Here is a 13,214-nt window from a genome sequence, read left to right as displayed (position 1 = left end):
CGTGGTCGTGACGAGTGTCGGGGCGATGTCGCCGACGTTTGCCATGGCGGCGCCACCCTCGGACCAGGCCCCGGCCGCGCCGGCCAGTGAGGCCGCCCGCGTCGACGACCATGATCTGCCCAACCCCCTCGAGGAGAAGCGCCGCGCCCTGCGCGAGCAGGCTGTCTCCGAGGTGGTCAGCGGCAAGGCCAAGGTCGAGACGGTGAACGGCAGCAAGGTCGTCAACCTGGGCAAGACCTATGGCAACGGCGGCTTCGGGCACCCGGGCAAGAACCAGTACGTCGAGCTCGCCCGTGAGCAGACCGACAAGATTTTCGTCATCCTGACCGAGTTCGGCAACGAGCGGCACCCGTCGTTCCCGGACAAGGACACGACGACGCAGTTCGCCGGCCCCTCGACCTTCGAGGGCCCGCTGCACAACGCGATCCCGGAGCCGGACCGGAAGGTGGACAACTCCACCATCTGGCAGGCGGACTACTCGCCCGACTACTTCCGGAAGCTGTACTTCGGCACCGGCAAGAACACCGAGTCGGTCAAGACCTACTTCGAGGAGCAGTCGTCCGGGCGTTACAGCGTCGACGGCCAGGTCTCCGACTGGGTCAAGGTCAAGTACAACGAGGCCCGGTACGGTCGGTCGAGCGACAACCCGACCGACGCCAACGGTGACGACCCCGCCGTCTGCGCGAGCAGCAACTGCACCAACGTGTGGGAGCTGGTCAAGGACGGCGTGAACCAGTGGTACACGGACCAGAAGGCGGCCGGCAAGACCGAGGCCGAGATCAACGCGGCGCTCGCCGAGTACGACAAGTACGACCGTTACGACTACAACGGCAACGGCAACTTCAACGAGCCCGACGGCTACCTGGACCACTTCCAGATCGTCCACTCCGGCGGCGACCAGGCCGACGGTGACCCGTACCAGGGTGAGGACGCCATCTGGAGCCACCGCTGGTACGCGTACTCCAGCAGCGCCGGCGTGACCGGCCCGGCGTTCAACAAGCTCGGTGGCGCCAAGGTCGGCAGCAGCAACCTGTGGGTCGGTGACTACACCGTCCAGCCCGAGAACGGCGGCCTCAGCGTCTTCGTTCACGAGTACACCCACGACCTCGGTCTGCCGGACGACTACGACACCAGTGGTCTGGGCGACAACAACAGCGAGTACTGGACCCTGATGGCGCAGAGCCGCCTCAGTGCCAAGAACGACCAGGGCATCGGTACGCGTCCGGGTGACCTCGGCGCGTGGAACAAGCTCCAGCTCGGGTGGCTGAACTACGAGACGGTCAAGGCCGGCCAGAAGAAGGTCGTCAACCTCGGCCCCGAGGAGTACAACACCAAGAAGAAGCAGGCCATCGTGGTGAACCTGCCGGACAAGCCGGTCACCACCGACCTGGGCGCTCCGTTCGCCGGCAGCAAGCAGTTCTTCTCCGGCAACGCCGACGACCTGAACGTCTCGCTGTCCAAGGCGATCGACCTGACCGGCAAGACCTCCGGAGCCGTCTCCCTCAAGGGCCGGTACGCGATCGAGCTCGACTACGACTACCTCTACGCCGAGGTGTCGACCGACGCCGGCGCGAACTGGACCAAGCTCGACGGCACCGCGGGCGGCGCTGCGTTCGTCAAGGACGGCTCGGGCGCTCCGGCGATCAGCGGTTCCTCCAACGGCGCCTGGGTCGACGTCAACGTGCCGCTGGACGCGTACGCGGGTAAGAAGTTCGACTTCCGCCTGCGCTACGTGACCGACGGTGGTGTCTCCGAGGGCGGCTTCTTCGGCGACGAGCTGACCGTCACCGCCGATGGCGCGGTCGTCTCCACCGAGGGCGCCGAGGGCACCTCGACCTGGACCGCGAACGGGTTCCAGATCGTGGGCGCCACCAGCACCGCGAACTTCCCGAACTACTACATCGCCGGTCACCGCAGCTACACCTCGTACGACAAGTACCTGGCGACCGGCCCGTACAACTTCGGCTGGCTGAACACCAAGCCGGACTGGGTGGAGCACTACAACTACCAGACCGGTCTGCTGATCTCCTACTGGGACACCTCGCAGGTCGACAACAACACCAACGAGCACCCGGGTACGGGCCGCAACCTGTACATCGATGCTCACCCGAAGCCGGTCCTGAACCCGACCGGGGTTCCGTGGCGGGCCCGGGTCCAGGTGTACGACGCTCCGTTCAGCCTCTACCCCACTGACGGGATGACGCTGCACCTGAACGGCGCGAAGTCGGTCGTCAAGCCGCAGTTCGGCGACCCGACCTTCAACGACAAGGACAAGTACTTCTACGAGGAGCTGCCGAACCACGGCGTCAAGCTCCCCGCGGTCGGCGTCAAGATGGCCGTCCTGAGCCAGGTCGGCACCTCGATGACGGTGGCTGTTTACTGATCCACGCACGACAAGGCGGCGCCCGGGGCAACCCGGGCGCCGTCCGCGTTCATGGAACCGGGCCGCCCCGCGATTCGTCCCATCTCTTACGCCTTACGCGGGAAGGATGAGCTTCATGCGCACTCACACAACGTTCCGGATCGGCCTGGCTGTGGTGGCCGGAGCGATCATCGCCGGTTGCGCGAACGACACAGCGTCCCCCACCTCCTCCGCCGGCGCGACGACCCCATCGACCGTCGTCTCCCCCACTCCACCGGCGTCTCCCACGCTCGAGGCCACCACTCCGGCGACCGAGGCGCCCGCCACCGAGCCCCCCACCGGCAAGCCACTGCCGACGATCACGTTGACCGACAAGCCACCCAAGGAGCCGACCGACCAGCAGCCGAGCACCGGCTGGGTGGCCGGGATGGTCACCCGCGGGGGTAAGGGTCCGTGCTACGGCCTGATCGCCGACGACGGTCAGCGCTACGCCCTCTACTCCACCGCCGGCACCGAGCTGACCCCGGGCTCCCGGGTGAAGGTGAAGCTCGAGACCACCATGCTGCGCATCTATTGCGGGCCCGGAACGTTGATGGCGATGACCGACGCCGAGACGGTCAAATGATCACGGCTCCAATGATCACGGTGCGGCTCCATTTCGCCACTGCGCGACGCCGTGCGTGACAGCGGAGCCTAGGCTGACGAGCATGGGCGGTCGGGTGGACGAATCGTGCGTTCTGACGGAGGGCCCGTGGAGGCACCGTTTCGTCGGCGCCAACGGCTCCCGGTTCCACGTCGCTGAGGTCGGCACCGGCCCGCTCGTGCTCTTCCTGCACGGTTTTCCCGAGTTCTGGTGGGCCTGGAACGACATCATGGTCCGGGTCGCCGACGCGGGCTTCCGGGCGGCGGCGATCGACCTGCGCGGTTACGGCGCGAGCGACAAACCCCCCAGGGGCTACGACGGATACACGATGGCCGCCGATGTCACCGGCCTGATCCGGGCCCTGGGCGAGCGGTCGGCGACCGTGGTCGGCGCCGGCGCGGGCGGCATGATCGGCTGGGCGGCCGCCTCGTTCCATCCCAAACTGGTGAACCGGCTCGTGGTGCTCGGCGCCGCGCATCCGTTGCGCCTGCGGGCCGCGCTCTTCGCCGACCCGCGTGGGCAGCTCTCCGCCTCGTCGACGGTCGTGCGGTTCCAGGTGCCCCGTTTCGAGCACGTGCTGACACGCGACGACGCGGCCCTGGTCGGCGAGCTGATGACCCGGTGGAGCAGTCCGCGCTGGACGGCCACGCCCGAGTTCTCGGAATATGTCGCTCGCTGCCGGGAGGCCATGCAGATCCCGCAGGCCTCCTTCTGCGCTCTCGAGGCGTACCGGTGGGTGGCCCGGAGCGCGTTGCGGCTGCAGGGATACCGGTTCGTGAAGCTGATGCAGCGCCCGTCGAGTGTGCCGACCCTGCAGTTGCACGGTGCGCTGGACAAGGCCGTGCTACCCCGTACCGCGCAGGGCTCGGGACGCTACGTGACCGCACCGTACGAGTGGCGGCTGCTTCCCGAGGCCGGGCACTTCCTCCACCAGGAGACTCCAGACGTGGTGACCGGCGAGATCCTCCGCTGGCTCAAAACCCCGACCTGATCTTCCACTTACGATCACCTTAAGTGGTCATTAAAAGATCAAATAGGACGCCGATCTGTCCTAATCTCACCGTCGGTGGCGGTTGGTACCGCTCCCAGACTGTGACTCAACGTAGTCGTTTGCGCCCGGCTGGCGGCGGGCGCCCGCGGCTTGAGATCGGAAAGGTCCCATGCCTCGCAGACACACCCGGGAACTCGCCGTCTTCGGCGTCGCCGGCGTGCTCGCCACCGCCGCCGTGGGCTGGTTCGTCCTCCCGTCGAGCGCCGCCACCAGTGCCGTACCCACCACCGGAGGCGCCATCAGCCTCTCGGCGGAGTCGGGGCGGCAGATGGAGGATCTCGACCGGGGCGTGATCAGCGTCCGCACCGGCAGCGACAACCTGGTCAGCTGGCGGATGCTCGGCACCGACCCGTCGACCGTGTCGTTCAACGTCTACCGCGGCTCGACCAAGGTCAACGCTTCGCCGATCACCGGTTCCACGAACCACCTCGATGCCGGGGCGGCCGCGGGTTCCTCGTACACCGTCAGGGCTTTGATCAACGGTATCGAGCAAGCGGCCTCGCCCGCCTCGCTCACCTTCGGCGCCGGCCATCTCGACGTTCCACTGTCGGTGCCGGCCGGCGGCACGACGCCGGACGGCGTCGCCTACACCTACTCGGCCAACGACGCGTCGGTCGGTGACGTGGACGGTGACGGCGACTACGAGATCGTCGTGAAGTGGGATCCGTCGAACTCCAAGGACAACTCGCAGTCCGGCTACACCGGTAACGTCTACGTCGACGCCTGCACCCTGCAGGGCGCCCGTCTCTGGCGCATCGACCTGGGCCGCAACATCCGCGCGGGCGCGCATTACACCCAATTCCAGGTGTACGACTACGACGGTGACGGCAGAGCCGAGGTCGTCATGAGGACCGCCGACGGCACGGTCTCCGGCACCGGCGTGACCATCGGTTCAGCCGGTGCCGATCATCGCAACTCGTCGGGGTACGTGCTGTCCGGCCCCGAGTACCTGACCGTGTTCAGTGGCCAGACCGGCGCCGCGCTCTCCACCGTCGACTTCGTCCCGGCCCGCGGCACCGTCTCGTCATGGGGCGACAGCTACGGCAACCGGGTCGACCGCTTCCTCGCCGGCACCGCCTACCTCGACGGGCAGCGGCCCAGCCTGATCATGGCCCGTGGCTACTACACCCGCTCGGTGATCACCGCCTGGGACTTCCGGGACGGCGCCCTCACCAGACGCTGGACGTTCGACACCAACACGTCGGGCAACAGCGCCTACGCCGGACAGGGCAACCACCAGCTGTCGGTCGCCGACGTCGACGCGGACGGCAAGGACGAGATCATCTACGGCTCGATGGCCCTGAACGACGACGGCACCAAGCTGTGGAACACCGGCAACGGCCACGGCGACGCGCTGCACGTCGGCGACTTCGACCCGAACAACGCCGGCCTCGAAGTCTTCAAGGTCGACGAGGACAAGTCGAAGCCCAGCTCCTGGCTCGCGGACGCGGCGACCGGAACGATCCTGTGGAAGACCGCGGCCAACGGTGACAACGGCCGCGGCGTGGCCGGTGACGTCTACGCCAGCAGCCCGGGCGGCGAGTCGTGGTCCGCGAGCGAGACCGGCCTGTTCAGCGCGGCTGGCACGGTCGTCGGGCGCGAGCCCACCGGCATCAACTTCCTCGTCTGGTGGGACGGCGACCCGGTTCGCGAACTGCTCGACAGCAACAAGATCAGCAAGTACGGCACGAGCTCCGACACCCGCCTGCTGACCGCCGCCGACGTGACCTCCAACAACAGCACCAAGGCCACCCCGGCCCTGTCCGGCGACATCCTCGGCGACTGGCGGGAAGAGGTGATCTGGCGCAAGACCGACAGCTCGGCCCTGCGCATCTACAGCACCCCCATCCCGACCGGCACCCGGCTGACCACGCTGATGCACGACTCCCAGTACCGGTCGGCGATCGCCTGGCAGAACACCGCCTACAACCAGCCGCCCCACCCGAGCTACTTCCTCGGCGACGGCATGACCACCCCCGCCCAGCCCCGCATCCACGTCCGCTGAGCCCGTCCCCTACCTGAACCCCCCACCCATCCCCACCAGATCAGGCCGGCCCGGTCCCCAACCCGGGCCGGCCGCGATCTCCGGATGCCGGGGCCGAACCCCTTTCGTCAACGGCCCCGGCATCCGGCACCGACGTCTCGTCGCTCGCGGTGATCCCCTGCATCGCCCGCGAGGGACGACCGGTCCGGCCGTCCCACCGATGCCCGGCGACCCTTCCGTTCTCTCTCCTGGTCGCCGGACATCCCGGAACGGTCGAAAGGGCTCCCCGTCCTGGACGGGGAGCCCTTTCTTTTCCACAGGGTTATCCACAGACTTCCGGCCACGCCCCGCGCTCAGCCACCGCATCAGCCCGGCGGCCGCGCTTCGGTCCGGAGCGGCAGCCCCGTCGCGGGGTAGGCCCGGTACGTGTGGGTGCGGTTGAGCGGCTCCCGGCCCGTACCGGATGAAGGTTGTGGAATGCCGGACCCGACAGGTGGCCGAAGTGGTCAGACGCGGTGTTCGTAGCGGTCGCGGACCTCGTGGGCCGGAGCCCACCCCTGGTAGACGCCGTAGTCGAACTCTTCCAGGCCCAGCTGGCGCGCCACCGGGGCACGACCGCCCGTGTACTCGAGACGCAGCCAGGACTCGGCCTCGGCGAGGATGATGAAGGGCTCACCACGCCACGTGCAGAGCGTCCGGACGTAGGTCAGCTCGTCGTACTCGTCGGGCTCCAGCACCCGGACGAAACGGCCCGGCTTGGTCTCCTCGAAGCCGTCGGCCGGGGTGGCGCTGTAGATGCGGACCTTGTCGCCGTCGGGGGCCGCGTCATACTCCCGGCCCTGCCAGGTGACCACGTAACCGTCACGCATCACTGCTCACCCACCCGGCGCCACTGCGGGCCGTCCGCGTCGAAGATCGCCATCATCCGCTCGCTGCCGTCCACGTCGATGCTCCACAGCTGCGCGCCGTGCGGCAGGCGAACACTGTCCACCTTGAACTCGGCGATGACGTCACGGCCCTCGCCCGGCGCGAATCCGTTGCCCCGGAACGGCGGGCGCTCGATCACCCAGCCGTCCATGGCCCGCAGAGCCTGCTCGTTCTGCCCACCGTAGGGGATCCGGTAGAGGCTCGGCCGATACGCCGGCCAGCGCAGCACGAACGCCTCCTTGGCGTCCGGCTGGAACGGCGACGAGTCGTAGTAGAGCCCCAGCGCGCCGAACAGCTCGCCGGGAGTGCGCAGATGCTCGACCTCGGACGCCCGGTGCACGAAACCGGCGACCCGGTCGTAGCCCCGCTCGAGGTAGTAGTCGACCTGCTCGGCGGCGATCGTCTTCTGCATGACGGTGGCCTGCTGGGCCTCGTCGCTCGCGGGCTGGGGCGCCGGCACCGGGTTGGGCTCCGTCTCGGTCACCGGACTGTCGACGGGCTCAGCGCCCAGACCCGCCTCGGTGGCCCAGTTGGCCAGGGCGATGACCTGCGCACCGGGATACTTGGCGCCGACCGGCGTGCCCGGGTTCACCGCGAACGACCAGGCCGGATCCGGCCAGTTACGGATCAGCTCGTAGAACCGGACCCCGACCGTGCGGGTCGGCTCGCCGAAGTGGTCGGAGAGCCGGTCCTTGCTGGTGAAGACGATCAGGTAGCGCTCGCCCTCGACATCCTCCGGCAGGAAGGCGAAACCGGACTCGCCGGGCGCGCTGCCGGGCCGGGAATGGCTGGCGACCGGCACCAGGACCTGCGCCAACAGCAGCGTGGACAGGAACACGTCGGTGTTGCCCGTGTCCGCGGCGTCCTGCAGCTCCCGCTCGACATCGTTCGCCGGCACGAAATCCGTCCCGGACGCGCCGCGCGAGCCGCCCGTCCCGGACGGGCCCCGCGAGCCGGTGGCCGACCCGGAGACACCGAGATTGGACGCCTTGGGCGGCGTGTAGCCGCCGGGCGCCACGGGCAGCGCCTGGGTCGCGACGGCCGGCCCGGAGAACGACTGCGTGGCATAGGCCGACGCCGGGCTGCCCTGCGGCGGAAGACCGTAGGCGGGGCCGGGAGTGGGCTGGGTGTACGCCTGCGGCGCCGCGGGGGCCGGATAGCCGGCACCGGACACCGGGTAGGCGGAGCCGCCCCGGTCGGCCCCGGACGCACCGGGGATCACCGGCGGCAGCAGGTTCGTCATCGTCGTCGCGGCGGGCGACTCGGCCTCCGGCCGCGGTGCGATCGACGGCGCCGGACCGGACGGCCCGAAGCGGTCGGTGGCGGGCGGCGGGGACTGACGCTCCCAGGCGGGCGGATCATTCGACGGGGTACGCGCTTCGAGCGCCTGTGCGGCAGCGGCCATCGAGGTGGGCCGCTCGGACGGCGGCGTCACCTGGCGGCGCGGCAGCGCCCCACCGGGTCCAGCCGGGCCACCGGGTCCAGCCGGGCCACTGGGTCCACCCGGGCCGCCGGAACGGGGCACGGCCGGCGCGGACGGGCCGGTCGGCTGCTGACCACCCGGCCCAGCGAACGCCGAACCAGACGAAGCCGGACCACCGAACCCGGAACCGGACGACGCCGGACCACCGAAACCACCCGGTGCCGCCGGACCACCGACGGCGGGGCCGGTCGGCGCGGGCGTGCCGAAGGCCGCAGCCGACGATGCCGGAATGCTGGACGCCGGGACGGACGAGCCGGCCGAGCCTCCGAACGGCGGAGTCGGCGTCCCGTAGGCCGGCGGCGCCGACGCGGGAGCGCCGGGCGTGGAGGCGGGGCGGATCGCGGGCGCCGAGCCGGGATTGTTGACGGCATTCGACGCGGCCGGCACGAATCCGGCCATGCTGGTCATCGGGCCGCCACCGGTCGAGTTACCCGGCTGTCGGCGCGGCAGCGCTCCACCGGGGGCCGGGCCGGCGGGCGCGCTCGCGGGCGCACCGAACGACGGAGAACCGGCAGGTCCGCCGTACTGCGGGGCGGCCGTCGGCGAACCGGCGGGCGGCGAGGCGGCGGGCCCACCGAAGGGCGGCGCGCTCGCCTGCGCCGGGCCGGCGGGCGACTGGAAAGGCGGTGCGCTCGCGGGTGCACCGAACGACGGCGAGCCGGCAGGCGAGGCGAATGGCGGCGCGCTCGCGGGTGAGGCGAACGGCGGTGCGCTCGCCGGGCCGGAGGGCCCGGGCTGCGAGCTCTGCTTTCCCGCCCAGGCCGGATCGACCAGCGCCTCGGCCGGGTTGTAGGGCATGACGTGCTCCGGCACCGGCGGCGTGTTCGCCATCGGGGTGCGGACCGGGAGCGGGGCGCCCAGCTCCTGGAGGGGACCGCGGGGGTCCTCCTCGGGCCGGAACGGCATGCCGGGCTTCTCCCAGCCGGGAGTAGCCATCGCAGAACCGGTGCCACCTCGACTCGGCAGACCGGGGGCAACGGGTGATCCGGGAGCCACTGAACCGGGAGCACCCTGCGAGCCGGGCGCCGCCGGGCCGAAGGGAGCCGGCGAGCCGGTCGCCGGGGGAATCGCCGGTGGCGCGTAGCCGGCCGGGGTCGCCAGAGGCTGGTAACCGCCCGGCGTGGCCGAGGGGGATCCCGGCGCCGGGGGTGACCCCGGAGCGACCGGCGAGGACGGGCTCCGCACCGGCAGACCGCTCGGCGACGTCCCGCTGGGGGAGCGCACGGGCAGGCCACCAGGCCCCATCGGCGGCGTGTTGCCCACCGGCGGGATCGGGGCTACCGCGGGAGCGACCGGGGACGCCGCGGCAGCGACCGGAGCGGCAACGGCAGGCTCGGGCTCGTAGGTCGGGCCGCCGACCGCGCTCTCGCCCACCCGGCTGGCCGCCAGCGCCGCCGCGCCCAGCTCCTGGATCTTCGAGGTGGAGTGCGCCTCACGGCCGGGCCCACGGGTGGGCAGGCGCAGGTCGCCACGGGCCAGCTGGGCCACGAACCAGGCCGGTAGGTAGCCCTCGATCGGCAGGCCGGGATTGACGGCGAGCCACCACTCGAGGTTGGGCCACGTGTTGGCCAACTCCGAATACGGCACACGTCGGGCCGAGCCGGTGTAGTCGGCCAGGCAGGACTGCAGCGCGGCGTTCGACGTGAACGCCAGCACGTGGGTGCGACCGCCGGTGCTCCACGTGCCCCAGCCCATCGGCGCAGTGCCGGCCAGGACGTCGGCGGAGACCGGTAACAGAAGGTCGACACCGGCGAGAATGCGGAAGTAGGACTCCTGGTCGTCGGTGCGCAACGCATCGCGCATCGCGGCCTCGGCGTCCGTAGCCGGTTCCCACTCGGACACGTCCACCTCTCCCCACGCGTGTCAACGAGCCAACTCAACGCGTATAACCTACAAGGTCAGGCCACAATCACAATGGGCGGCAGCATGCTGACCGTAAGGTTGGGCCTACGACGCCTCCGGAAAGCGGCCGTCCGGACCCCGCGGGCATGCACCGATGGCTCGTAGTGATGACCTAAATACCGATGGTAACCGCGGGACCGGCGGCGCCTTTTACGCGAACGGGCGACCCGCCCGGCTCATCGACTCACTGGAACCGCTGAGTCGCGGCCCGCTCGGTCTCCTGGTAGTCGTCCCTCGACCGCTCCAGCGCCGATCCGATCTCGGCCAGGATGATCTGCAGGTCCTGGGAGGCCGACTGCCACTTGCGCTGGCGCACGTCATAGGCGTCCTGAGCCGCGCCGGACCAGGTGCCCTGCAGCTTCTTGCCCTCGCCCTCCAGATACTCGAGGTCGGCGTTCAGCTTGTTCACCGCCTTCGCGATGTCCAGACGCGCCTGGTGGAGCGAGTTGAAGTTGACGAGCAGATGTCCGTCGTTCATGACTTCCTCCGGTAGGTCAGAGCGGCAGGGTGAACTGGCCGCCGGTCCGGCCGATGCTGGACGCGGCCTCGGTGTCGGAGCGCTCGTAACTCGCACCCGACGAACGGATACCCGCGGCGGTCTCGGCAAGGGCCTCGTTGAGCCGCTTGAGGTCGCTCGCATACCGGTTCTTGACGCCGTCGAAGGCCATCGCGCCCTGACCCTTCCAGCCGGCGCTGAGACCCTCCAGCTCCCGCATCAGCGTGCTGAGCATGCTCTGGAGCGACCCGTTGATCCGGTCGAACTCGTTGGCGGTACTCGCCATCTGCGCGGACTGGCTTTCGGTCTGCGACATCTAGACGTCACCCCTTTCGCAACTTGATCCGTTGTGGACCACACACACATCGACGCGGGCCACTGGGTTAGCCGCTCACGATCAGGCACGCCGCCCGCCGCGAAACAACAGCGACGACGTTAGCCGCCCGATACGACCCACGTCAGCCCCGGACCGCGAACCTGTGGATAACCTCGCGGCCGGGCAGTCGAGCTGTGGATAACTGACCTACGATGAGCCGCGCATGTGGGTGAATGGATGCCGTGCGACGGGGAGAGGCGGTTTCGTGAGCACCGAGAGCGCGGTTCCGATGGCCGAGTCCCTGATCCGGCCTCGACCGGGTGGCCGCCTGCTCGGGGCCCGGCCGGAGCAGATCGTCGCCACCCAGGTCGCCGTGACCGTGGTGCTGGCCGGCCTGGTCGCCGGCGGGCTCGCCATGGTGCCCGCGGTGATCGTCGCCGGCGGGCTGCTGGCGCTGTCCTGGCTTCGGCTGCGCGGTCGGTGGGCCTTCCAGTGGCTCGCCGTGCTGGCCCGTTATGCCGGCCGCCGCCGCTCCGCTTCGATCGACAGCAGCACCGCCCTGCTGGCCTACGCGGCGCCCCGGGTCCGGCTGACCGGCCTGGACGTGCCGGGCGCCTCGGCCGCGGTCCTGGCCGACGACTCCGGGCTCACCGTCCTGATCGAGCTGGGCGACCCGGCCGACGAGGCGTCCGCGATCCCGTCGTTCGCCGCTCTGCTGCACGCCACCGGCCGTGACCAGGCCGTCGGCGACCAGCCCCGGGTGCGGGCCCAGCTGGTGCTGAGCGCGGTTCCGGCGCCGACCGCGCGGGGTGGCACCGGCCCGGCGCAGAGTTCCTACCGGACCCTGGCCGAGGGCAGCTCGCTCAGCTACCTGCGGGCGGTTCTGGCCCTGCGCGTGTCCCGGGCCGGCGGCTGGTCGGATGACGAGCTCCGCCGGAGCCTGGCCGGCATGACCCGGCGGCTGACCCGCCGTCTGGGGCCCTCGCTGGCCCGGCCGCTCGGTGAGGTGGCCGCGCTACGGGCGATCGCCGACCTCGCCAACGCCGAGACCGGCGGCGGCCCCGACAGCGCCCGGGAGACCTGGTCGTCGCTGCGCCTGGGTGGCCTGGTCCAGGCGACGTTCCGGTGCCGTCCGGCCTCCGGGTCGGACCTCACCGGCAACCTGATCACCCGGATCCTGCACATGCCGGCCGCCGCGACCACGGTGTCCCTGACCGCGACCGGCCTCTTCGTCCGGGTCGCCGCGCCCGACGTCACCGGGCTGGACACGGCGGTCCGGGCGCTGCGTGCCCTGCTCTCCGCCGACCGGGTCCGGCTGCGCCGGCTCGAGGGCGCGCAGCTACCCGGTCTGGCGGCCACCCTGCCGCTCGGTGGCCAGTCCGTGGACGGCCGGACGATCGGCGCTCCGGAGCTCCCGATCAGCCCGGCGGGTCTGATGATCGGCCGCAACCAGGGCGGCGGGGCGGTGCTGATCCGGCTGTTCCGACCAGAGCCGACACGGGCGCTGCTGGTGGGCGGGCTGCCGGGCGCGCAGTTGCTGGCGTTCCGGGCGATGGCGACGGGAGCGCGCGTCCTGGTCCGGACCACCCGTCCGCACGCTTGGGAGCCGTTCGCCCGGGGCGCGGCGGTTCCGGGTGAGGCGATCACGATCCTGCCACCGGGCCGCCCGTTCGCCGACCCGGCCGGCTCGGTGCGGCACCCGATCCTGACCGTGCTCGACACCGGCGGGGCGCCCGGCGGCCCGGAGCCGGCACGCGACGCGGGCTGGCAGACCACACTGGTGGTCCGGGACGAGTTCGGCCCCGCCGACGTCGCGCACGCCACCGAAGCTGATCTGGTCGTGCTGCAGCGCCTGACCCCGGCCGAGGCGACGCTGCTCGGCGGGACTCTGGGACTGGGCGAGACGGCGTCGTACTTCCCACGGATGCGCACCGACATGGTCGCGGTGATCAACCGGCGGGCGGTCCGCTGGGCGGTGTTCTCACAGACCCCGATCGAGCAGGGCCTGATCGGCGAGCCAGTCCGTGGCCAGGCCCTGACCTCCGCATGA

9 protein-coding genes are annotated in these 13,214 nt (G+C 70.7%); 5 read left to right on the top strand and 4 right to left on the bottom strand.

From position 1 onward, the window contains the following. Nucleotides 1-25: 25 nt before the first annotated feature. From ACQPZW_RS01505 to ACQPZW_RS01490, 4 genes are all read left to right on the top strand, one after another. Complete coding sequence (locus ACQPZW_RS01505) at nucleotides 26-2,383, top strand: immune inhibitor A domain-containing protein (RefSeq protein WP_433797384.1); 2,358 nt, start codon at nucleotides 26-28, stop codon at nucleotides 2,381-2,383. Between the two features lie 115 nt (nucleotides 2,384-2,498). Further along, nucleotides 2,499-2,987 (top strand): hypothetical protein, encoded by a 489-nt coding sequence (locus tag ACQPZW_RS01500; protein WP_433793052.1) that lies wholly within the window; start codon nucleotides 2,499-2,501, stop codon nucleotides 2,985-2,987. 82 nt (nucleotides 2,988-3,069) lie between these two features. Beyond that, nucleotides 3,070-3,996, top strand: a complete 927-nt coding sequence (locus tag ACQPZW_RS01495; protein ID WP_433793051.1) for an alpha/beta fold hydrolase — start codon at nucleotides 3,070-3,072, stop codon at nucleotides 3,994-3,996. Between the two features lie 169 nt (nucleotides 3,997-4,165). Next, nucleotides 4,166-6,061, top strand: a complete 1,896-nt coding sequence (locus tag ACQPZW_RS01490; RefSeq protein WP_433793050.1) for a rhamnogalacturonan lyase — start codon at nucleotides 4,166-4,168, stop codon at nucleotides 6,059-6,061. Between the two features lie 485 nt (nucleotides 6,062-6,546). On the opposite strand, the gene ACQPZW_RS01485 is transcribed toward ACQPZW_RS01490, so the two are convergent. The 4 genes from ACQPZW_RS01485 to ACQPZW_RS01470 form a co-directional block, all read right to left on the bottom strand. Beyond that, entirely contained in the window at nucleotides 6,547-6,912 is a 366-nt protein-coding gene (locus ACQPZW_RS01485; protein ID WP_433793049.1) for a hypothetical protein, read from the bottom strand. Then, complete coding sequence (locus ACQPZW_RS01480; protein WP_433793048.1) at nucleotides 6,909-10,292, bottom strand: SseB family protein; 3,384 nt, start codon at nucleotides 10,290-10,292, stop codon at nucleotides 6,909-6,911. The genes ACQPZW_RS01485 and ACQPZW_RS01480 overlap by 4 nt, the downstream gene beginning before the upstream one ends. Nucleotides 10,293-10,536: 244 nt before the next feature. After that, nucleotides 10,537-10,830, bottom strand: coding sequence for a WXG100 family type VII secretion target (locus tag ACQPZW_RS01475; RefSeq protein WP_433793047.1), 294 nt, complete (start codon nucleotides 10,828-10,830; stop codon nucleotides 10,537-10,539). A 16-nt stretch (nucleotides 10,831-10,846) separates the two neighbouring features. Beyond that, nucleotides 10,847-11,164: a WXG100 family type VII secretion target gene (locus ACQPZW_RS01470; protein WP_433793046.1), complete on the bottom strand. Its 318-nt coding sequence runs from the start codon at nucleotides 11,162-11,164 to the stop codon at nucleotides 10,847-10,849. Between the two features lie 265 nt (nucleotides 11,165-11,429). Here ACQPZW_RS01470 and ACQPZW_RS01465 point away from each other — a divergent pair, with 265 nt between their 5' ends. After that, complete coding sequence (locus ACQPZW_RS01465) at nucleotides 11,430-13,214, top strand: type VII secretion protein EccE (protein WP_433793045.1); 1,785 nt, start codon at nucleotides 11,430-11,432, stop codon at nucleotides 13,212-13,214.

Source organism: Actinoplanes sp. CA-252034 (assembly GCF_050956125.1).
GTDB lineage: Bacteria > Actinomycetota > Actinomycetes > Mycobacteriales > Micromonosporaceae > Actinoplanes.
The sequence above is the reverse complement of the archived record's forward strand: the minus strand, read 5'-3'. Positions and strand labels throughout refer to the sequence as shown.

Excerpts from the sequence above, each read along its gene's own strand:
- ACQPZW_RS01505 (WP_433797384.1), top strand. The coding sequence starts at position 26 with ATGTCGCCGACGTTTGCCATGGCGGCGCCACCCTCGGACCAGGCCCCG.
- ACQPZW_RS01500 (WP_433793052.1), top strand. The coding sequence starts at position 2,499 with ATGCGCACTCACACAACGTTCCGGATCGGCCTGGCTGTGGTGGCCGGA.
- ACQPZW_RS01495 (WP_433793051.1), top strand. The coding sequence starts at position 3,070 with ATGGGCGGTCGGGTGGACGAATCGTGCGTTCTGACGGAGGGCCCGTGG.
- ACQPZW_RS01490 (WP_433793050.1), top strand. The coding sequence starts at position 4,166 with ATGCCTCGCAGACACACCCGGGAACTCGCCGTCTTCGGCGTCGCCGGC.
- ACQPZW_RS01475 (WP_433793047.1), bottom strand. The coding sequence starts at position 10,830 with ATGAACGACGGACATCTGCTCGTCAACTTCAACTCGCTCCACCAGGCG.
- ACQPZW_RS01470 (WP_433793046.1), bottom strand. The coding sequence starts at position 11,164 with ATGTCGCAGACCGAAAGCCAGTCCGCGCAGATGGCGAGTACCGCCAAC.